The organism is Microbulbifer sp. ABF4_107, from assembly GCF_056312215.1.
In genome coordinates this window covers 2,116,657-2,139,015 of record NZ_CM149983.1, presented here as the reverse complement: position 1 = coordinate 2,139,015, position 22,359 = coordinate 2,116,657, and the positions used below count along the sequence as shown (strand labels likewise).

The window sequence follows — 22,359 nt, the reverse complement described above, 5'->3', positions numbered from 1 at the left end:
CAAATTTCTCTGTGTTTCTTCTGTAGGAGCTTGCCGCATTGGGAACCGCTACAGAGCTCTGACTATTTCGCCTGCCGGCAGGCTCCTACAACGCGTCCATTCAGGGCGCAGTAATTTCAATCAGGGTCGGGCCCTGGCGGCCGAAGGCTTGTGCCACCGCTTCGCCCAGTTGTTCCGGTTGCTCGATGCGACAGCCCTCGGCACCGAAGGCGCGGGCGAGTGCGACAAAGTCCGGCGCGTGCAGATTGACACCTTCCTGCTCCACCGCCGCCTCGTCCATGAAATCGCGAATCTCGCCGTAGCCGCTGTTGTTCCAAACCAGTATTGGCAGCGCGAGCTTCTGCTCCACAGCGGCGGCCAGTTCACCCAGGGTAAACATGATGCCGCCATCGCCAATCAGGCCGATTACCGGGCGCGGGCTCGCCAGTGCGGCGCCGATGGCGGCGGGCAGGGCGAAGCCCAGGGTGCCGTAGCCGGTGGTGCAGGTAATGTGGCTGCGCGCCTGAAACAGACGTAACGCATGATTGGTGTTGTAGGCCAGCTGGGTGGAGTCGGTCACGAAGATGCCGTCATCTGGCAGCGCTTCGCGCAGCGCCTGCACCCAGGGGTAGCGATCTTCGGAACCCGGCCACCATTCGCTGCGGCATTCGCGTAGCAATTGCGCGACTTCGTCGGCGGCATGTTGCGCTTGCGCAGTTCTGTCGACCGCAGCCATTGCATCGACCAGCTGTTGCAGGACGGCTTTGGCATCGGCACAGATTGCCAGGTCCGGATTGGCGTTACAGACCAGTTGCGCCGGGTCCAGATCTACGCGAATCAGCTTGCCTTTGAAATGATAATTGTCACGCACCAGGTTGCGGTCGGTTTCCGCCAGTTCCGTCGCCACTGCCAGTACCACGTCCGCGTTTTCAATCCGCTCGCGCACATTGGAAAAGCTCAGGTTGGCGCCGCCGCACAGTGGGTGGCGCTCGTCGACGATGCCTTTTGCGGCGAGGGATTCAAATACCGGTGCGGCAATTTTTTCCGCCAGCGCGGTGGCCTCTGCGCCAGCCTGCTGCGCGCCGCCCCCCAGCAGAATCACTGGCTGCTCCGCGTTCGCTAACAGTTTCGCCGCGCGGTCAATGGTGTCTGCCGGTGCGGCAGGCAGGGCGGTGGGCGCCACTGCCCGATAGTCCGCTATCCCGTGGGACATAGACGCGGGAAAAAGATCGATGGGAATTTCGATATGCACGGGACCCGGCCGCGGCGCGTGCATTACCTGGAAGGCGCGGGCCAGGGTTTCCGGCAGTTGCTCGGCACTGGTCAGGGCGTGTTGCCAGACGCAGAAACCGCGGGTGACATCCTGTTGCCGCGGCAGTTCGTGCAGGCGACCGCGACCACTGCCGAGATCTTCACGGCGGTTGACCGCACTGATCACCAGCATCGGAATAGAGTCGGAATAGGCCTGGGCCATGGCCGTAGCGGCATTGGTCACACCGGGTCCGGTGATCAGAAAACACACGCCGGGTTTGCCGCTGGCACGGGCGTAGCCATCCGCCATAAACGCGGCACCCTGTTCATGGCGCGGTGTGATGTGGGTCAGACCGCTGCCCGGTAGACCGCGGTACAGTTCGATAGTGTGTACCCCGGGAATGCCAAATACGGTATCCACACAGTAACCTTTTAACAGGTGCATCAGTACCTGTGCGCAGCTTGGTGCTCCGGTATTCTGTGGGGTTTGAGAAGTTGCGGAAGACATGCCTTGTTCCTGCCTGTTCTTTCTTGTGTTGGCTTGCCTGCGCAAGCGGGTATGCAACGGAGCCTAGTCTTGCGCCGCGGGGGCTGCAAGCGTCCGCAGAGTCTGCATCCCTGCGGGATTAAACGCAGGAAAATTGAGATAGGGCTGCCTTGGCGGCAGGATATTTGTGAATTCTGCCGGGGTTGCAGATTGGGGGTGAGATAGTGTCCTCGCAGGGCGGCTCGTCAAATAGTGCCTGGCGCCTGAAATATGGTTCAATGGCGCACAACGATAAAAACATTTCAGCCGGTTCTATGTTCAGGGGGAACAATGGCCATTGTCGGGATTGATCTGGGTACGACCAACAGTGCATGCGGAATTTTGACGGATGAGGGTGTCACCCTGATCCCGAACCGGTTGGGGGAATTACTTACGCCCTCGGTAGTGGGGCTGGATGACGCTGGCGAGCTGGTAGTCGGGCGCACGGCAAAGGAGCGCCTGATCAATCACAGTGATCGTACCGTCGCCGCATTCAAGCGCCTGATGGGCACCGATCACAAGGTCAAGCTTGGCCGTCAGTTGTACAGTGCCACCGAGCTTTCTGCGCTGGTAATACGCTCTCTGAAAGAAGACGCCGAAGCGCATCTGGGCGAGCCGGTTAGCGAAGCGGTAATCAGCGTGCCTGCCTATTTCAACGACAACCAGCGTCACGCCACCAAGCTGGCGGGGGAACTGGCCGGGCTCAAGGTTGAGCGCCTTATCAACGAACCCACTGCTGCAGCCGTGGCCTACGGACTGCATGACAAACGCGAAGGAAACTTCCTGATTCTCGATATGGGGGGCGGCACCTTTGATGTGTCTATCCTCGAGTTTTTTGACGGCATCATGGAAGTGCATGCCAGCGCCGGTGACAATTTTCTCGGCGGTGAGGATTTTGTCGAGGCGATGACCGACAGCGTGCTGAAAGAGCTCGACCTGGAGAAGTCTGCACTGACTGCCCGGCAGCAGCAGAATCTGTATATGCAGATGGAGAGCGTCAAGCGCCGGATTGGCCAGCAGGCCTCCCAACCCCTGGCGCTGGAACTGGGCAAACAAAAATTCCAGTGGGCCGCTACCAGTGAATGGTTTGAAAAAGTGGCGACTCCGCTACTACTGCGCGCCAAACGTCCGATCGAGCGCGCCATGCGCGACGCGGACATGCCGCCGCAATCCATCGATGAAGTGATTCTCGTGGGCGGCTCCACCCGCATGGCCCTGTTCCGCTCCATGGTGGGGCGTATGTTCGGGCGCCTGCCGTCCTGCCATCTGGATCCGGACACCGTGGTTGCCATCGGCGCGGCGATTCAGGGTGGACTGAAATCCCGCAATGCCGCGCTGGACGATATCGTGCTTACCGACGTCTGCCCCTACACCCTGGGCACCGGCATTGTGAATGAAGACAGCCCGGATCAGGGCAGTTACTTCCTGCCAATCATCGAACGCAATACGGTAGTGCCGGTCAGCGTGGTGCGGCAGGTGTGCACGGCCAGTGACAACCAGACCGAACTGCGTATCGATGTCTACCAGGGAGAAAACCGCCTGGTAAAGAAAAACGTATTTCTTGGCGAGATGAGTGTGCCGGTGCCCAAGGGGCCGCGGGGCAAAGAGGCGGTGGATATTCGCTACAGCTACGATATGAACGGCTTGCTGGAAGTGGATGTCACTGTGGTCTCCACCGGAAACACCTACAACAAGCTGATTGAATTTACTCCCGGTGCACTGGATGACAAAGCGAAAGCGGCGGCACTGGAAAAACTGGCTGCGCTGAAATTCCACCCGCGGGAGGACGAAGTCAACCGCGCACTGATTGCCCGCGGAGAACGTCTGTACGAAGCCAGTCTCGGTCCGCAGCGGGATGCCATTTCCCATGCACTGGGGGAATTCGACCGGGTGCTGAACGGACAAAACCCGGCGGAAATCAAAAAAGCGCAGGCGGGGCTGCAGGCGTTTCTCGACCGCTTCGACGGCGAGGACTGGATCTGATGAACCCCTGGGCGCACCTTGGCATCGAGCCCTGTGATGATCCCCGTGCGGTCAAGCGGGCCTATGCGGCCAAGCTGAAGCTCAACCGTCCCGACGAAAAACCGGAAGAATTTCAACAGCTGCACAGTGCGTACAAAATGGCACTGAAGCTGGCTCAGGCCCGGGCGCGGCGCAGCGTGCCGGTGGCCGAGGAGCTTGCGGAGGAAGTTACACAGGAGCTTACAGAGGAGCCTACAGAGGTCCTTGTGGAGGAGCCTGCCGGGGCAGCGCCAGAATCTGTTGTCGCGCCAGTTCGGGAACCGGTACCACCGCTGATCGAGTCGTCTCCGCAGGTATCTCCCGTAGAGCAGTCCGTTCCATTGGAACCGGAAGAGGCCAGCGAAGAGATCGGGTCTGAAGCGGAAGAGGACGCGGCCCGGCAATTGCGCATCGAAGAATACCGCCGAGTGCTTGTTCTGGTGGAGCAGGTGCTTGAAGACCCTCTGCGTATTCACCGTGAGGAGCGCTGGCACTTCCTCGCTGAATCCCGCTACATGCTGGAAGAAGAGTACAACTGGAATCTCGGGCTGGCGGTGTTTGAGCGTTTTGCGCGCTTCAATCAGGATGCCGCAAAGCACGGGGGTAAACACAATACCCATATCACCGGGAATGTACTGGTTTACTGTGATCAGTTATTTGGCTGGTCTGGCAATGCGCCGGCCTATTACCAGCAGTTTGACGAAGCGCTCGCGGATACCCTGTTTGATGCCATGCAGCCGGTTGGCATAGAGCGTGACCCGACGACCGCCATCCGGGGTGGAAGCAAACTGGTGCGCCAGAAGCCCAAGGTGGTGGATGAGCAACTGGATCACTACTTCTTCGGCTCGCTGCTTGGACGTTCTGTGGCAGTATTGCTGGATATTATGCTGGTGCATCTGATGGTCGGTGTTATGGCGACGGCAATCATCATGAAAGTCTCCGGCCGGCCGGAGTCCGATGCCACCCTTCTCGCTATCGCGGTTTCCGGCGGGCTCTACCTGCTGGGTTCCTGGCTGGCGGAGTGCTCCCGCTGGCAAACGACTCCGGGAAAATGGGTGATGGGTTACAAGGTTACAGACAAGAGTTTCCAGCGATTGGGGTATGGGCGTGGCCTGTGGCGCACTTGCAGTTTCACGCTTACGTTGGTCACCTACAAGATCGGCTGGTTTATCAACTGCTTCCTCGGTGGCAATTTGATGCACGATCGCCTCAGTGGCACCCACGTGATCAACTACCGAAAAAGCCGCGAGGAATATCTGCGCCGGCAGAAGTAGCGCCGGCGCAGATTGGGGATCGGAGGCCAAACTGCGTACACTTATTGGCGTTGCCAAGGTTGATGACGACAGTGAGACCGGTGATACGTTGTTTTTATTGGTTAGATGATTAAAGTGCCGCATGTAAACAGTTGTAAAGGATATGACAGCGATGGAAATTGATCAGTGGCGTAGAGATTACCTGCAGGGTGGCCTGCAGCGGGAAGATCTGGCGGAAGACCCGATCAGTCAGTTTCGCAGCTGGCTGGAAGAGGTGGTTAAAACGAATATCTCTGATCCCAGCGCCATGTGCCTCAGTACTGCCGACGCCAGTGGTCAGCCCTCTCAACGTATCGTGTTATTGAAAGGATTTGATGAGGCGGGCTTTGTTTTCTACACCAATCTGAAAAGCCAGAAGGCCTGGGATATCACTGCAAATCCACAGGTATCCCTGCTATTTCCCTGGCATTTTCTCGAGCGCCAGGTCATCGTGCGCGGCGTCGCCGAGCAGGTGGCTGATAGCGAGGCGGATGCGTATTTTAGTACCCGCCCCCGGGAGAGTCAGATCGCAGCCTGGGCCTCCCACCAGAGTGATGCCATTGTGTCGCGTCAGGTACTGGAAGATCAGTTTGCGGCCTGCGAAAAAAAGTTTTCCGGCACTGAAGTTCCGCGACCCGAATTCTGGGGAGGCTACCGAGTGGCCCCTCACGCAATCGAGTTCTGGCAGGGCCGGGCATCCCGCCTGCACGACCGCTTCATCTATCGCGCCATGCAAGCGGGCGAGTGGCAGCTGGAGCGCCTGAGCCCTTGATCCGGTTCGCCGCGATTATCTCTCGAGACTATGGTTGGACGCGTGTGCAATAGCCTGTGTGAATATATAAAAATAAACTTTTGAAACTCAAACAGCTCTTGTAGTCTTTGCTTGCCGGCATTGGAGTGTGCCGGCATAAAACAGCGCGGTTTCAGATCGGGTTGTCAGAGGTATTGGCGACAAGCGGTGCCGGTCATGTTGAATCTGTTGCTGAAAATTACATAAAAATAACTCAGTGCAATGGAGAGAAAATATGGGAAGCGATTCCAATGCTTTCAATACGCCTATTACCCCCTTCAATCCCACTTGCGAACGCAATAGAAGCGCGAGCCTGACCCTGGCTTCGGCCTGTTCTGTATTTGTGCTGTCGGTTTTGTGCGGTACTGGCGATGCCCGCGCAGCGGAGAGCTCGGTCAATACTTTGATGGAAGAGGTTCAGGTTACCGCGCGTAAGCGCGCGGAGGCCGAAAAGCTGCAGGAAGTGCCCGTAGCGGCGACGGCCTACTCCGGAGACCAGTTAGAAGCCCTGCAGACACGAGATCTGCAGAGCCTTTCTTTCAAGATGCCGAATGTTCAGCTTGAGGATATTGGTACCGTAAAGAATACCGCCAACTTTACCGTGCGTGGCCTGGGGGTAAACAGCTCGATTCCCTCTATCGATCCTACCGTAGGGGTGTTTGTCGACGGAATGTACATGGGGGTCAATGCCGGGGTTGTTACCGACATGTTCGACCTTGAAGGTATTGAGGTGCTGCGCGGGCCGCAGGGGCTGTTGTTTGGCCGCAACGTCACCGGTGGCGCTGTGGTGATCAACACCGCGCGCCCCACCGAGGAATTCTCCAGCAAGTTCAAGCTCTCAACGACGGATAACCTGGATACCGTGGCTGCGGCGACGGTAAATGGCGCTATTTCCGAGCGGGTCAACGGCCGAATTACCGCCTACTACAACGATGATCAGGGCTGGTTCGAGAATGTATATACCGGTGACGACCAGGCCGGCGCCTCGGATACCTGGTTCGTACGGCCGAGCCTGAGTATTGCCCTGAGTGAATCGGCTGAACTGCTGGTGCGGATGGAGCACGGACGCATGGACTCCGCCGGGGTAGTGGCGCAGAACCGCGGTGCACTGGCCGCTAATTTCCCGGCCTACCCGCTGTTTGGAGTCGATGTCTCTGATTGGGATAACGGCGAAGGCTCGTTTGAAATCGCCCAGAATGAACCGGGCTATCAAAACGACGAATGGTCGCAGGTGATTACCGAGTTCAATCAGGATGTCGCTTTTGGTGACGGCACCATCACCAATATTCTGGCCTGGCGCGAATATGCGGCGGTTGGTCTGGGTGATATCGACTCTTTGCCCATTACCGCGTTTCACGCCCATACCAGTATCGACCAGAGCCAGTTGAGCAATGAATTGCGCTACGCCGGTCGATTCGGCGCAACCGCTGTGACAGCGGGGCTGTACTGGTTCAGTCAGGATCTGGCCTACTTTGAAAATCGCCAGTTGCCCCTCAATGGCCTCGATATTACCGGTGGCGGCTTGCAGGAGCATGAGGCGCTGGGTGTTTTCGCCCAGGCGGATATTGACCTGAGCGAAGCCTGGGTGCTGACTCTTGGTGGGCGCTATTCGACGGAAGAAAAGTCGGCAAAAGTTGCCACCATTAATCCCGTGGTGACGGCGTCGACCATGTGCGATCTGGGAGGCTGTGCCTTTTACGATTTCGAAGACAGTGAGAGCTGGAATGCGTTTACTCCCAAGGTGGGCCTGCAATGGAATCTATCGGACAGCGCGCAGCTTTACAGTTACTGGACCAAGGGGTTCCGCAGTGGCGGATACAATATGCGCAATACCGGGTTGTTGCATGAGCCCGGCCCTACAGATCAAGAGGAGCAGACATCGTTCGAGATTGGCGGTAAAGCTGAGTGGCTGGATGGCCGGTTGCGTACCAACGTAGCCGTGTTCCACAACACCATTGACGATATGCAGCGTGAGGAAAACCTGGCGGATCCTGTATTTTCGGTTGTTCAGTATATTCGCAATACCGCGGATGCCACGATTCAGGGTGCGGAATTTGAATTGATGGCGGTAGCCAGCGAGAACCTGCTGTTTACTGCAAATGTCGGTTACGTTGACGGCGCATACGATAGCGTCCGCGGCGATATCAGTGGCGATGGGGTGATCGATGGGCAAGATCTTGCACTCGATATACCACGCCTGGCGCCCTGGACTTACGGCGTGGGCGTGGTACATGATTTGCAGATGGGCAGTCTCGGCATCCTGACCTCGCGGGTGAACTTCAATCACCGGGATGCTGCGCCTTATACGGACAACAATGCGGGGATGCTGTCGGAAGCGGATATGCTCGATGTAAGTCTCGGATTTGTACCCGATGCCGGCAACTACCGCCTCGCACTGTTCGGTAAAAATATGCTCAACGAGGTCACCGAGGGCAACAATACGCAGTTACCCTCTACATTGGGTGGGCCCGGTGCGAGCTTTACCCCGCTGAACAAAGGGCGGGTGTGGGGTGTCGAGTTAACGTACGAGCTATAACTGTTCGACCTATTTGAGCCCGGCACCGCCGGGCTTTTTTGTATCAGGGCTCAGGTATCAGGAAACGGAGTTTTGTCATGCGGTATATTGATCTGCCAGAGTACGGTGGCCCGGAAAAAATGGTCGTCGCCGAAGGCGAAGTGCCAAAGGTTGGCGCTGGCGAGGTGTTGATTCGCGTAGCCGCGGCTGGTGTCAACCGCCCGGATATTGTGCAGCGTGCCGGCTTTTATCCGCCTCCACCTGGCGCGTCTCCGGTGCTCGGGTTAGAGGTGGCCGGAGAGGTTGCCGCACTCGGCTCTGGCGTGGAGCGCTGGAAGATAGGCGACAGGGTGTGCGCGCTGACCAACGGCGGTGGTTATGCTGAGTTTGCGGTTGCGCCCCAGGGGCAGTGCTTGCCGGTTCCCGAGGGTCTGGATGACGTGGAAGGTGCAGCGTTGCCCGAAACCTTCTTTACGGTATGGAGTAATCTGATGCACCGCGCACAGTTGCAGCCCGGTGAGGTGCTGCTGGTGCACGGCGGCTCCTCCGGAATCGGCACCACCGCGATTCAGATGGCGACCAGCCTGGGTGTCCGTGTGTTCGCCACCGCAGGCAGTGATGGTAAATGTGCCGTTTGCGAACAGCTTGGCGCGGAGCGGGCGATCAATTATCGCGAGCAGGACTTTGTGGAAGCCGTGCTCTCGGCGACAGATGGCAGCGGCGCCAATGTCATTCTGGACATGGTGGGCGGCGACTATGTCGATCGCAATATCCAGTGTGCCGCTCGCGATGGCCGTATCGTCAACATTGCATTTCTCTCCGGTGCGAAAGTGGCAGTCAATATGCTACCGGTGATGCTGAAACGCCTGACCCTGACCGGCTCGACCCTGCGCCCGCAGCCTCCCGAGGTGAAGGCGAAGATCGCCCGGGACCTGGAACAGCAGGTGTGGCCGATGATTGCTGCTGGCAGGATTCGTCCACATGTGACGGCCACATTTCCGCTGCAATCGGTTGCGGATGCGCACCGGAAAATGGAATCCGGAGAGAATATTGGCAAGATTGTTCTGGTGACTTGAGGGATACGTACAATCCTTCCAGCAAGTGCTCAAGTCGGGCGGAAAGACTGGCGACCGAGGGCAGTTCCCGCATTTGGATATGGCCCACGTCACCGGGTTTCAGGTCGGTGTAGGCTTTGTAAATGTTGCTGATATTCTGCACATAGTGCACGGGTTCTGCGCCACGTACATAGCCATAGCGGGCTTTTTTGAAATACTTCGGCTCTGAAAGCTTGAGCATTGCCTTTTCCACATTGTCAAACCAGACATTTGGGTCCAGTCCCAGTTCTTCTGCCAGTCGCTGGGCGTCGTACAGGTGTCCGATACCCGCGTTGTAGGAGGCCAGTGAGAACCAGAGCTTGTTTTCCAGTGTCAGGTCTTCATCAAATCGGTCGCGTACCCAATCGAGATATTTGACACCTGCCTCGATGCCGCGTTTGGGGTCAAACAGTGGATGCGGATAGCCCACTTCGTCGGCGGTGCGTGGCATCACCTGTAACAGCCCCTGGGCCCCCACCGGCGATTCTGCTTTTGGATTGAAACTGCTTTCCTGCCACATCTGCGCAACGATAAGCCGCCAATCGAATTCGTGTTTGCGAGCAGAGCGTTTCACCAGTTTGTCGAAGGGGGATAGGTTCCCGTCCGGGGTTATGCTTTCCAGTAGCTTGGCGGTTGCCGTACGGTCAGGTTCGAAGTAGGTCTTGACTTTTTTTGCGTAACTTTTGCTTTGCACATACTCGGACAGAAACGCATCCAGCTTTTTCAGCAGCGCTTGGCTGTTTTTCTCTACCATCCAGCCCTGAGGCAGCGGGTCGCTGACCAGGGGGCCGGCTGAAAGAGTATCGCGTAGCATTGATTGCACTTTTGCGGCATGTGCATCGACAATCGTTGCGTCTGCCTCGCCGTTGGCCACCATGTTCATGATGGCTTCATAGCTGATTTCTGGTGCGGTAAACTCAATCTTCAGTTTAATGCCGCTTTTTTGCAGTGCTTTCGCTGTCGCAACGAACGCGGTTGTCGGGCGCAGGGTGAGAGTGCGTCCATTGAGGTCGTCAAGGGTTTTGATTTCCGGCTTGGAATTGTTACTCAGAATCTGCTGTGAGGTTTCGAAATACGGGGTTGTGAATTCCACTCCCTGAGCTTTTCGCTCCGCCGTGATGGTCATTGACGCGCCGGCGAAGTCTCCGCGGCCTTTGTTCAACCATTCGATCAGCGATTCTTCCGGTGGGACAGCGATCAGTTGTAGCTCAAGGTCGTGTTTTTTGGCAAAGGCCTTGGCGAGGTCGTAGTCAAAGCCCATCAGTTCACCTTTCCACATAAAATAACTGGTGGGCCCGTTGTAGGTCAGAAAGCGGATAACGTCGGATTTCTTGATGGCGTCCCAATCCGCGGTGCGTTCAACAGGGGCCTTGATCAGTTTTTTGGTAAGGAAGTTGTTGATTCGTAGGCGCAGCTCCGGCGAGTCTTTGCGCATGGCCCAAACGATATCTTCTTCCCCGCTGACCATAGCTCCGGCTTTTAGATCGTCGCGATAAGAAAGGAGCCCGCGCACCAGATTGCTATCCAGTATCATCACTGTGTCTTTTTGTTTAGTCATCTTATCGAAAACTTGATCCAAGGGTTGGTCACGCTTTAAGACCAGTGTTTCAAGCTTTGCACTGGGAATTTTCTCCACAAGTTTTTTGGCGGTATCCATATAGGTGCTATCGGCGAGGGCAATAATAGTGATGCCTTTCAGGGCGTCTACAGATGCGATATCCGGGCCATCTTTTCCCGTGATCAACTGCTCATGCACACGATAAATGTTTTCGCTGAGATCGTAGCGTTCTTCGCGCTGGTCAGTGCGGGTGAGGTTAGCTGCTACCACATCGGCACGGCCATCGTTCAGCATTTGCAGTGCTTCTTCAGGTGTTGTTGCACTGATCCAGTAAGGCTCTAAATCTAAGCGTTTCGCCAGGTCCGCGGAAAGTTCAAAGTAGTGTTGGGTCACCATGGTGGACCTGGGGAGCATATGGTCAATTCCCGTCACCAAATTTACAAAGCGAATAGAGCCTCGTTTTTTCAAGGCGTCCAGATCACCTTTCTCAATATAGTTTTCGAACGGACCGCTGCTATACCTCCGCTCGGCAGATGGGGATTTTTCTTGCTGGGCTTCTGCTTTAGTGTCCACTTGAGGGGCTGTGGGATCCTTGTCGCAGCCAACAATGGCGAGTGTACAAAGCAAGAGTAGGTGCAGCAGGCAAGAGTGCAGGCGAGGGGTGTCGGCTTGCAATGGCATGGGCAGCTCCGCAATTTCAAAATCGCATGGCCCGTAATGCTAATGTGCCGGCAGCTGAATTGGTGTTTTCAATCTGCCGGGCGGGAAAAGGGAAAGGGAGAAGTTGCGCCCGGTTATTCGACCCGGGCAGAAATCTGCCCACGGCTCAGTTTCGCGGTGATCGGCTCGCCGGGTTTCACATCCTCCGGCTGTCGAATGACCCGCTGGTTCTCATCAAGCAGAATGGCGTAGCCGCGATCGAGCACGGCCAGGGGGCTGACGCTGTTTAGCAGCTGGCCGGAATAGGCGGCCTGCTCTTTCTTGTGTTGCAACAGCGCCTCTACTGACTTGTACAGGCGCTGGGCCTGCTGCGTCAGCTGGGTTTGCGCAACCGCAATTCTCTGGCGGGGGTGCACCTGATGCAGGGCGCGTTCCAGCTGTGTCAGTCGCTGGGCCTGAGACTGGGAGCGAGTGCGCACGGCTGCCTTCAGGCGCATTTCCAGGTGGTCCAATCGCTGCGCGTGGTTTTGCAGTTGCTCCCTGGGGTGGCGGATACGATTACTTACCAGCTGGATTTGCTGCCGCTGGTGGCGCAGCTGAATTTCTATTGCGCGGGCCATTCGCCAGCGATACCCCTCGATTTCCTCACGCAGTGCGGCTGCATTGGCACTGGCGATCTCGGCGGCGGCGGACGGCGTCGGTGCGCGTACATCTGCCACCAGGTCGGCAATGGTGGTATCCGTTTCGTGTCCCACCGCGGAAATTGTCGGAATCGGGCAGGCTGCCAACGCGCGTGCCACAATTTCTTCGTTAAAGGACCACAGGTCCTCCAGTGACCCTCCGCCGCGACCCACGATCAACAGGTCGTGGCGCTGCAGCCGCCCCGCCATGGTAATGGCGTCAGCGATCTGTTGGGCCGCCCCCTGTCCCTGGACCGACACCGGAATCAGCTCTATGTTCGCGGCCGGGTAACGGCGTCCCAGTACTTGGATCATGTCCCGCACCGCCGCGCCGGTGGGAGAGGTAATAATGCCGATGGTAGTTGGCAGGTAGGGCAGGGGTTTCTTGCGCGCGAGATCGAACAGGCCTTCGGCCTGCAATTTCGCTTTCAGCATCTCCAGCTGGCGCATCAGTGCCCCGAAGCCCGCTTCTTCCAGATGCTCGATGATCAGCTGGAACTCGCCGCGTCCTTCGTAAAGGCTCACCCGTGCCCGCGCCAGGACCTCGCGACCGTTACCGGGCTGGAAGCGTACGCTGCGGTTGCGCCCACGGAACATGGCGCAGCGCACCTGGGCGCGGGCGTCCTTGAGCGTGAAATACCAGTGTCCGGAGCTGGGCGCGGCAAAGTTGGAAATCTCGCCACCGACCCATAACAGCGGCACATTACCCTCTAACAGCTGCTTCACTTCCCGATTCAGTTCGCTGACGGACATGACTGGACGGCCGTCGGTGGGGAGTGGATTGGGTGTGCCGGGGGGAGTATTTAGCATTTACGTCTCAACTGGGCTGGGTTGGGCGGGCAATATTGCAAGGATGAGGGTTCACGTAAAGAGTTTTGCCATTCCTGTAGAAATAGGCTTTTGTTTCGGGGCGGGTTGCGGCTATAATCGCGCCGATACCCAATCCCGCTCCCTAGAGGTTTGAGTGTCCATGTCTGAATCTCTGCGTATTGCACGCGAAGCCCTCACTTTTGACGACGTCCTCCTTGTGCCCGGTTATTCCGAGGTCACGGCCAAAGACGTTTCCCTGAAGACAAAACTGTCTCGCAATATCACCCTGAATATTCCGCTGGTGTCCGCTGCTATGGATACCGTGACCGAGTCGCGCCTGGCCATTGCCCTGGCTCAGGAAGGCGGTATCGGCATCATCCACAAGAGCATGTCCATTGAGGAACAGGCGCTTGCGGTACGCGCGGTCAAGAAATTCGAAGCGGGTGTTGTAAAAGACCCGATTACCATCGAATCCGACGCCACTGTACGCGAGCTGATCGCACTGACCAGCCACCACAATATCTCCGGTGTACCGGTGATGGAAAAGGGTGACCTGGTCGGCATCGTAACGAGCCGCGACGTGCGCTTCCAGACCAATCTGGATATCCCTGTCGCCAAGATCATGACGTCTAAAGAGCGTCTGGTCACCTGCGACGAGGGTGCCGCTCCGGAAGAGGTGCGTGAGTTGCTGCACAAACACCGCATTGAAAAAGTGCTGGTGGTCAACGACAAGTTCGAGCTGCGCGGCCTGATTACCGTCAAGGATTACAACAAGGCGGAGCAGTACCCCAACTCCTGCAAAGACGCCGATGGCCGCCTGCGCGTTGGTGCTTCCGTAGGTACCAGTCCGGATACCGACGACCGTGTCGCGGCGCTGGTGGAAGCCGGTGTCGATGTGCTGGTAGTGGATACTGCCCACGGCCACAGTAAGAACGTAATCGATCGTGTGCGCCGCATTAAAGAAATGCATCCGCAGGTCGACGTGATCGGCGGCAACATTGCCACCGGTGAGGCGGCCACCGCGCTGATGGAAGCCGGTGCCGACGCCGTAAAAGTTGGTATTGGCCCCGGTTCCATCTGTACTACCCGTATCGTGACCGGTATCGGTGTACCACAGATTTCCGCGATCGCGGAAGTGGCGAAGGCGCTGGAAGGTACCGGTGTACCGCTGATTGCCGATGGCGGTATCCGCTTCTCCGGTGATATTTCCAAAGCCATCGTGGCCGGTGCCTACTCGGTAATGATGGGCTCCATGCTGGCGGGTACCGAAGAGGCGCCCGGTGAAGTCGAGCTTTACCAAGGGCGTACTTACAAATCCTACCGCGGTATGGGCTCTCTCGGCGCCATGTCCCGCACCCAGGGTTCTTCCGACCGCTATTTCCAGGATGCCAGCAAGGGCGCCGAGAAACTGGTGCCGGAAGGTATCGAAGGTCGCGTTCCTTACAAGGGCCCGATTTCTGCCATCGTGCACCAGATGATGGGCGGCCTGCGTTCAGCCATGGGCTATACCGGCAGCGTCGATATGGAAACCATGCGTACCAAACCACAGTTTGTGCGTGTTACCGCCGCTGGCATGGGCGAGTCTCACGTTCACGACGTGCAGATCACCAAGGAAGCGCCGAACTACCCGGTGGGTGGTCGTTAATTTTCATTTGCGTAATGTTCCATTCGCGAACCAAAGCCGCGCGGAATGTTTTCTGAAAAATAGAAGTGCACTATTCAAGTGAACCGCAAACGGACCTCTCAGGGTCCGTTTGCCGTTTATTAACCCCTACGAGTAAGCCATGAGCCAAGACATCCATTCCAGCCGAATCCTGATCCTCGACTTCGGCTCCCAGTACACCCAGCTGATTGCCCGTCGCGTACGTGAACTGGGTGTGTTCTCCGAGATTCGCGCGTTCGATATGAGCGACGAGGAAATCCGCGAGTACAACCCCAAGGGTATTATCCTCGCCGGTGGTCCCGAGTCCGTACCGGAAGAAGGTTCTCCACGTGCACCGCAGGCGGTGTTTGAACTGGGTGTGCCGGTACTGGGTATCTGCTACGGCATGCAGACCATGGCGCATCAATTGGGCGGTGCGGTTGAAGGTAGTAACGTGCGCGAGTTTGGATACGCGCAGGTAAAGGTGGAAGGCGAATCTGCACTGTTGCACGACATCAAGGACCATCTGGACGATGCCGGCAGCGCGCTGCTGGACGTGTGGATGAGCCACGGCGATAAAGTGGTGAAGATGCCGGAAGGCTTCGAGCTGATGGCTTCCACATCGTCCTGCCCGATTGCCGGTATGTACAACGCGGAAAAGAATTTCTTCGGTGTGCAGTTCCACCCGGAAGTAACCCACACTCTGCAGGGCAACCGCATCTACGAACACTTTGTGATGCAGCTGTGTGGCTGTGAAAAGCTGTGGACTCCGGCAAACATTATCGAAGACTCCATCGCCAAGGTGCGCGAGCAGGTTGGCGGCAACAAGGTTCTGCTGGGCCTGTCCGGTGGCGTCGACAGCTCCGTGGTTGCAGCGCTGCTGCACAAGGCCATTGGCGATCAGCTGACCTGTGTATTCGTGGACAACGGCCTGTTGCGCAAGAATGAGGGCGATCAGGTCATGCAGATGTTCGCCGACAATATGGGCGTGCGTGTGATCCGCGCCGATGCGGAAGATGAGTTTCTGTCTCGCCTCGCCGGTGAAGATGAGCCGGAAGCCAAGCGCAAGATTATCGGTAACACCTTTATCGAAATCTTCGACCAGGAGGCGACCAAGCTGAAAGATGTGAAGTTCCTGGCCCAGGGTACTATCTACCCGGACGTGATCGAATCTGCCGCCGCAAAGACCGGCAAAGCACATGTGATCAAGTCTCACCACAACGTGGGCGGCCTGCCGGAAGATATGGCCTTTGAGCTGGTAGAGCCCCTGCGCGAACTGTTCAAGGACGAAGTGCGCAAGATCGGCCTGGAGCTGGGCCTGCCCTACGACATGGTCTACCGTCACCCCTTCCCGGGTCCGGGCCTGGGTGTGCGTATTCTCGGCGAAGTAAAAAAGGAATACGCGGATATTCTGCGCGAAGCGGATGCCATCTTTATCGAAGAACTGCACAACGCGGATTGGTACCACAAAACCAGTCAGGCGTTCGTGGTGTTCCTGCCGGTGAAATCCGTGGGTGTTGTCGGCGACGGCCGCCGCTACGAATACGTGGTGGCACTGCGTGCCGTGGAAACCGTGGACTTTATGACCGCGCGCTGGGCGCACCTGCCCTACGATCTGATCGAGAAGGTTTCCAACCGCATCATCAATGAAATCGAGCACATCTCGCGGGTGGCTTACGACGTCTCCAGCAAGCCGCCGGCGACGATTGAGTGGGAGTGACAGGTATCCGCAGGTATTGACTGGCACTGGCCAGCAACAGCAGTCATTTCATCTGAATGCCTGATTTGTAATATCCCAGATCTGGTCTGAATGTCAGTGTACGGTCACGTGTAACTCAAATGCCCGCTTTTTCAAAAGCGGGCATTAACTGGCGGTGGTGGCCAAGGTCGCAAATCGCCACATAGCGGACTTTCATCGCACCAGAAAAATTTGCCCCAATTAGGCACTTCGTTGAACGACTGTGATACTTATCCCCGCTTCTTCGCAAATAGAAGGTAAAACAAAGGCGTGAGAACCAGGCCAAAGGCCGTTACACCTACCATGCCCGAAAATACGGCAATCCCCAGTGCCTGTCTCAACTCAGACCCAGCGCCACTCGCGACGACCAATGGCAGGACACCCGCAGTAAATGCAATCGAAGTCATTAGAATGGGGCGTAACCGCAAGCGACATGCAGCTTTGATTGCTTCTAGCTGGGACGCACCCAGCGCATTTTTGTCTCGAGCAAATTCCACGAGCAAAATGGCATTCTTTGACGCTAATGCTACGAGAACAACCAAAGCAATCTGAGTAAACATATTATTGTCGCCACCAAACAACATTACACCTGTTAGGGCAGAAAGTATTGTCATGGGCACAATCAGAATAATGGAGAAAGGCAGCCGAAAGCTTTCATACTGCGCGGCCAATACCATAAAGACCAACAAAACGATTAGAGGAAAAATGTACACCATCGTATTCCCAGCAAGCTTTTGCTGAAAAACAACATCAGTCCACTCGTAGTCTATGCCTTTTGGAAGCGTGGATTGTAATACGTTCTCTATGGCTGATTGTGCCTGGTCAGAGCTGTACCCAGGGGCAGGTCCGCCGGTAAGCTCTGCTGTTATGTAACCGTTGTAATGTTGTATTCGATCTGGTCCGATCGCTGGTGATACACTGAGCACCGAGCCTAGGGGAAACATGTCCCCAGCGGCATTGCGGACTTCCAAGCTGAGAATTTGCTCTTTCCGAGAGCGAAAAGGCGCATCGGCCTGTACATTCACCTGATAGGTGCGCCCAAACAGATTAATATCATTCACATAGGTGGATCCCAGGTACACCTGTAGGGTAGTGAATACCTCATCCAAGGTAATACCTTGGATCAAAGCCTGCTCACGATCGATATCGATACTCATTTGCGGAACCTGAATACGAAAGCTCGAATATAGTCCTGCCAGCGCCGGATCATCTTTCGCTTCATCAATGGTATGTTGCAGTGCGTTAAATAGCTCAACAAACCCCAAGCCTCCTCGATCCTGCAGTTGTAATTTGAATCCTCCAGCGGACCCGAGGCCGGCTATTGGTGGAGGATTCAGCACTGTTACGTAGGCTTCATCAATTTTTCTGTACTCTTTATTCAAGATGCTGGCAATGTTGGTCGCAGTCATTTCAGGACCTGTACGTTGGTCAAAATCCTCCAAGGGTACAAACACGATGGCGTTGTTTGGACTATTACTGGGACCATTGATTGACCGGCCTGGGAAGGCAATTGTATTGCGGACCCCAGGTATTCCTAATGCGATATCCTGCATTTTCTTAGCTACGGCTTCGGTTCTGTCCAGGCTTGCAGCATCTGGGAGTTGCGCAATCGCAATCAAATACTGTTTGTCCTGTTTCGGTATAAAACCACCGGGAATGTGTACAGAAACCGCTAACGTCAGAATTAGAAGTAGAAGGTAGGCGCCGAAAAGAATCGCCTTTCTACGCACTATTGTCTGTATGTACCGTTCATAGAGCAAAGACAAAAATTCGAAAAATCTTTGGAATGGCGAGAATACCCATTTACCGAAGATTGAATCGATAAATCGCGTTAATCTGTCTGGCGGGGCCCCATGGGGTTTAAGTAGAATTGCAGAGAGCGCCGGCGACAGTGTTAGTGAGTTGAAGGCCGATATCAGTGTAGATATTGTAATTGTCAACGCAAACTGCTTGTAAAATTGTCCTGATAGGCCACTGATGAAGGCTGTAGGGATGAAGACCGCGCAAAGAACCAGGGCAATGGCAATGATTGGGCCCGTTACCTCGCGCATCGCAGTTTTTGTCGCTTCCAATGGGCTCAGCCCCTCAGAAATATTTCTTTCAACGTTCTCAACAACCACAATTGCATCATCGACAACAATCCCGATTGCCAGTATTAGCCCGAACAGGGTTAGCGTATTTAGCGACAAGCCCATTAGGTGCATAACTGCAAAAGTGCCCACAAGAGAAACTGGCACCGCAATTAGAGGAATTACGGACGCACGCCAAGTCTGCAGAAACAATACGACAACGATGACTACAAGGACGATTGCTTCGAATAATGTATGTTTAACTGCATCAATTGACTCCCGTACGAACAGCGTTGGATCGTATGCAATGTTGTACTCCATTCCATCGGGAAAACTCTCGGCTAAGCGGGCCATGGTCGAACGTACGTCTTTGGATAACTGGATCGCATTCGACCCTGGACGTTGGAAAACCGGTAAGCCGATGGCTGGCTCGCCATCCAGCATGGCTCTCAAAGCATAGTTTTCCTGGCCAAGCTCTATTCTGGCAACGTCGCCTAGCCGTACCAGCTCACCCTCCTCGCCAACTTTGAGTACTACACGCTCAAACTCTTCAATGCTTTGCAGGCGACCTTTAACATTGAGAAGTACCTGAAATGGATTGTCGCTCGAGGATGGCTGCCCGCCCAACGAGCCGGCAGCGACCTGGCGGTTCTGCGCTTCGAGTGCAGAAATTACATCGTTCGCAGATAAATCTCGCGAAGCCATTTCGTCAGGGTTTAGCCACACACGCATGGCAAACCTGGAGCCACCATTAAGCATGGTATCGCCGACCCCGGGTAGCCGCTTCAGTTCATCAATAACATACTGATCCGCATAATTCGCAAGGTAGCTAACATCTTGTTTACTTTCGGGAGAGTAAAGTTGGATACCCATGGCAAGGTTTGGAGATGACTTCTCGGCAGTAACTCCCCGTTGCTGTACTGTAGCGGGTAAGCGCGGTAGTGCGTTATTTACACGGTTTTGAACTTGGACCTGCGCCTGATCGAGGTCTGTTCCAAGAGCAAAGGTTACGACGAGCGTTAACTGGCCGTCACTTGTTGCAAGTGAGGAATAGTAGAGCATATTCTCAATGCCATTCATTTCCTGCTCTAATGGTGTTGCCACGGTTTCAGCAATGACTGTGGGGTTTGCACCGGGATATGAGGTAGTAACGACAACGGTTGGAGGCACCACTTCGGGATATTCGCTGATGGGAAGTTGAAAAACAGCAATTAGCCCCATAATGAGAAGTGCTAACGACAGCATCCCAGAAAGAATGGGGCGGTAGATAAAGAATTGAGTCCACTGCATCTCTATTCTACCTTTTTGCCACTACAGCGGGTGGGCTATCGGGCATTGCAAACAGCGTGGGGTTCACATTGATATGCACGAACTTGGGGGCTATTTCGCTTGCCAGTTGACTGCGTCCCGGCCCATTGACTGCGATAATATCCTCTGGCGAAAGCCCTGATACTACCTCGCGTAAATTGCCGTAGCGCTGACCAAGCATCACGGGCTGTCGTTCAAGCCGGTTTGAATCGGTCAGAGTGAGGACGTATCTTGTATTAAGGTCCGTACCGATCGCACGCTCTGGAACGATTATTCTGTTTTCTGGATCGCCCGTCGCGACTTTTACCCGAGCAAACGCTCCAGATTTCAACTGACCTTTGCTCTGCTCGAAGGCGGCGCGAACTCGTATGGTGCCAGTTTCCGGGTTGATCTTGTTGTCAATAAAATCGATATGTCCGGAGTGAGAGAAGGAGTCATCGGACAATCTTTGCAACAAGACTTCGTGACGTCCGCGAACAAGCTTGCCACTAAAATTTTGGTTCCAGGTTCGTTCGTTAACATCAATGTAGGCAAAAGTTTTTTCATTCGAGACAATCGTCGTCAGCACTGTCACTCCGGCAGTAACATAATTGCCCTTCGTAATATTTGCTCTGGATACTACGCCATTGATCGGAGCAGTTACGGATGTAAACTCGAGGTCTAGTTTAACGGCCTGGAGTTGAGCTTGAAGCGCCTTCAGTTCGGCTTCTTTCTGAAGAAGAATGGATTTGCGTGCCTCGACTTCTTCGGTAGATATAGCTTTTTGCTTGAACAACTCGGCTGCTCTATTACTTTCACTCCTGGCTTGGCTAAGCGCAAATTTGACTCTCTCGGTTTGCGCTTGAACATTGGATAGTTGTGCGCTGAAGGGTCGTGGGTCGATGGTAAACAATACATCTCCGGCGTTGACATGTTCTCCTTCGATAAACTCAACATTCTCAATGACACCGGATACTCTAGGTGTAAGCATCACATGCTCTGATGCTTCGAGTCGTGTTGTATAGGTGTGCCACTCTTGCAAAGGTTTGACCAGAACTTCGGCAACCTCCACTGGCAGTGAGGTTGTAGCTGAGAGTGGTTCAGGGACCTTCTGGCACCCGGCGAGGGTTGCCAGCAGGGTCTGAAGGATAATTGCCAGGCTAAAGTTTTTCACCGCAGTTCTCTGATGGGTAAAGATCGGTGCATGGTATAGGTGTGTGCGGTGCCGAAAAACGGTATATTTCAAAACTCTATGGTGCCGATACGGCACCAAAATCTTGTCAGGTCGAGATCAATATGGATACTGCGAGCCGGCTTCTGATGTTTCTGGAAGTGATCGAACAGGGGTCTTTTATACGGGCGGCGGAGCTCCGAAATATAGACCGCTCGGTCATTTCAAAGCAACTTAGCAAGCTGGAGGAAGACTTGGGTGTGCGTCTGCTTAACAGGACAACTCGCTCGTTTTCTCTGACCGCGGCAGGCGCAGAGATGGAAAAGAAAGCGAAAGAGTTACGATTCTTGATGCAGGATACAGTTAAAACTGCAGAAAATTTCCACTCTGAGCCTCGCGGTGTTTTGCGCATAGCCGCAGCTCCACTTATTGGGCGTCGATACCTGCAACCGGTAATCAATGAGTTCCAGAAGCGCTTTCCTCAAGTCGATGTGGAATTACGCATGGATTCCAGGGTCACAGACATTATTTCCGAAGGCTACGATATCGCGTTTCGTGTGGGGAAGCCCAAGGACTCATCAATTATCGCTCGAAAAATTGCTAGAAACAGAGTTGTAATAGCTGCAGCCCCCAGTTTTTTGCAGACGTATGGCGAGCCGAAAAGCATGCAGGAGCTTTCAGATTTGCCTGCGACCATGTTTATTAGCAGCAATACACGAATTCAGAGCCTTTTCTACTTTAATGAGATGGGAGAGCGTTGTGAGCAAAAGGTAAAAAGCGTTTTTCGCGCCAATGATGGGGAAGCTCTTGTAAAGAAGGCATTGTCGGGAACTGCGTACTTTGCAGCGCCGAGCTTTATACTGGAGCACGAAATTGCTGACGGAGCGCTGATCCCGATATTGACTGATATCAAGCTGATGGAATATGGCGCAATGTATGCCGCTTACCCTCACCGTGATATGCCTGCGAGGACAAGACTGTTTCTTGACGCTGTATGCGAATATATCGGTGACGGGATACCAATCTGGGAAACGTATATCCCGAACTTTGAGAGAATGTACTAAGTTGAATTGACTTGAATTTTGGAGGTTCGTGCCAGACCGGATCGTGAGCTTTAGAGTTCCCACGTTTCAGGGGTTACTTACAAATCTTGTTAATAGGATATTCTGCATTATTAATGGCGATTCTCATCGTATTACCTGACTTTAGGTAGAGATCGAATTTCAATTCCATAAATCGTGTGCCGAAGTCGACTGGACCCACCTCAATCCACAGCGCGGCGATCTGGCCCCGAAA

At 55.0% G+C, this 22,359-nt stretch carries 12 protein-coding genes and 1 pseudogene; 8 read left to right on the top strand and 5 right to left on the bottom strand.

Annotation, left to right across the window (positions count from 1 at the left end):
• Positions 1 to 100 precede the first annotated feature (100 nt).
• Positions 101 to 1,738, bottom strand: a complete 1,638-nt coding sequence (locus ACYX4K_RS08820; protein ID WP_475092489.1) for a 5-guanidino-2-oxopentanoate decarboxylase — start codon at positions 1,736 to 1,738, stop codon at positions 101 to 103.
• A 309-nt stretch (positions 1,739 to 2,047) separates the two neighbouring features.
• Here ACYX4K_RS08820 and ACYX4K_RS08815 point away from each other — a divergent pair, with 309 nt between their 5' ends.
• The 5 genes from ACYX4K_RS08815 (at position 2,048) to ACYX4K_RS08795 (ending at position 9,430) form a co-directional block, all read left to right on the top strand.
• Positions 2,048 to 3,739 carry an Hsp70 family protein gene (locus ACYX4K_RS08815; RefSeq protein ID WP_475092490.1) on the top strand — a complete coding sequence of 564 codons (1,692 nt, stop codon included), beginning with the start codon at positions 2,048 to 2,050 and terminating at the stop codon, positions 3,737 to 3,739.
• On the top strand, positions 3,739 to 5,031 hold the full coding sequence (locus tag ACYX4K_RS08810) for an RDD family protein (protein ID WP_475092491.1): 1,293 nt from the start codon (positions 3,739 to 3,741) through the stop codon (positions 5,029 to 5,031). Before ACYX4K_RS08815 ends, ACYX4K_RS08810 begins: the two co-directional genes overlap by 1 nt.
• Before the next feature lie 151 nt (positions 5,032 to 5,182).
• A complete protein-coding gene (gene pdxH, locus ACYX4K_RS08805; protein ID WP_475092492.1) occupies positions 5,183 to 5,821 on the top strand; it encodes a pyridoxamine 5'-phosphate oxidase in 639 nt (212 codons plus the stop codon).
• A 253-nt stretch (positions 5,822 to 6,074) separates the two neighbouring features.
• Entirely contained in the window at positions 6,075 to 8,375 is a 2,301-nt protein-coding gene (locus ACYX4K_RS08800) for a TonB-dependent receptor (RefSeq protein WP_475092493.1), read from the top strand.
• A 77-nt stretch (positions 8,376 to 8,452) separates the two neighbouring features.
• Positions 8,453 to 9,430 carry an NAD(P)H-quinone oxidoreductase gene (locus ACYX4K_RS08795; RefSeq protein WP_475092494.1) on the top strand — a complete coding sequence of 326 codons (978 nt, stop codon included), beginning with the start codon at positions 8,453 to 8,455 and terminating at the stop codon, positions 9,428 to 9,430.
• Between the two features lie 280 nt (positions 9,431 to 9,710).
• Here ACYX4K_RS08795 and ACYX4K_RS08790 read toward each other — a convergent pair.
• Positions 9,711 to 11,402 (bottom strand): annotated as a pseudogene (locus tag ACYX4K_RS08790) (transporter substrate-binding domain-containing protein); the annotation flags it as partial.
• Positions 11,403 to 11,800: 398 nt separating this feature from the next.
• Positions 11,801 to 13,156: an exodeoxyribonuclease VII large subunit gene (gene xseA, locus ACYX4K_RS08785; RefSeq protein ID WP_475092495.1), complete on the bottom strand. Its 1,356-nt coding sequence runs from the start codon at positions 13,154 to 13,156 to the stop codon at positions 11,801 to 11,803.
• A gap of 160 nt (positions 13,157 to 13,316) precedes the next feature.
• Here xseA and guaB point away from each other — a divergent pair, with 160 nt between their 5' ends.
• Together guaB and guaA are read left to right on the top strand one after the other, a co-directional pair.
• A complete protein-coding gene (gene guaB / locus ACYX4K_RS08780; RefSeq protein WP_475092496.1) occupies positions 13,317 to 14,801 on the top strand; it encodes an IMP dehydrogenase in 1,485 nt (494 codons plus the stop codon).
• Positions 14,802 to 14,940: 139 nt separating this feature from the next.
• Positions 14,941 to 16,518 (top strand): glutamine-hydrolyzing GMP synthase, encoded by a 1,578-nt coding sequence (gene guaA, locus ACYX4K_RS08775; RefSeq protein ID WP_475092497.1) that lies wholly within the window; start codon positions 14,941 to 14,943, stop codon positions 16,516 to 16,518.
• 248 nt (positions 16,519 to 16,766) lie between these two features.
• Here the strand turns inward: guaA and ACYX4K_RS08770 are convergent, their stop codons facing one another.
• Together ACYX4K_RS08770 and ACYX4K_RS08765 are read right to left on the bottom strand one after the other, a co-directional pair.
• Positions 16,767 to 19,895 (bottom strand): efflux RND transporter permease subunit, encoded by a 3,129-nt coding sequence (locus tag ACYX4K_RS08770; protein ID WP_475092498.1) that lies wholly within the window; start codon positions 19,893 to 19,895, stop codon positions 16,767 to 16,769.
• A gap of 7 nt (positions 19,896 to 19,902) precedes the next feature.
• A complete protein-coding gene (locus tag ACYX4K_RS08765) occupies positions 19,903 to 21,066 on the bottom strand; it encodes an efflux RND transporter periplasmic adaptor subunit (RefSeq protein ID WP_475092499.1) in 1,164 nt (387 codons plus the stop codon).
• A 26-nt stretch (positions 21,067 to 21,092) separates the two neighbouring features.
• Between ACYX4K_RS08765 and ACYX4K_RS08760 the strand changes: the two genes are divergently transcribed.
• A complete protein-coding gene (locus ACYX4K_RS08760) occupies positions 21,093 to 22,127 on the top strand; it encodes a LysR family transcriptional regulator (protein ID WP_476178675.1) in 1,035 nt (344 codons plus the stop codon).
• Positions 22,128 to 22,359: the final 232 nt, after the last annotated feature.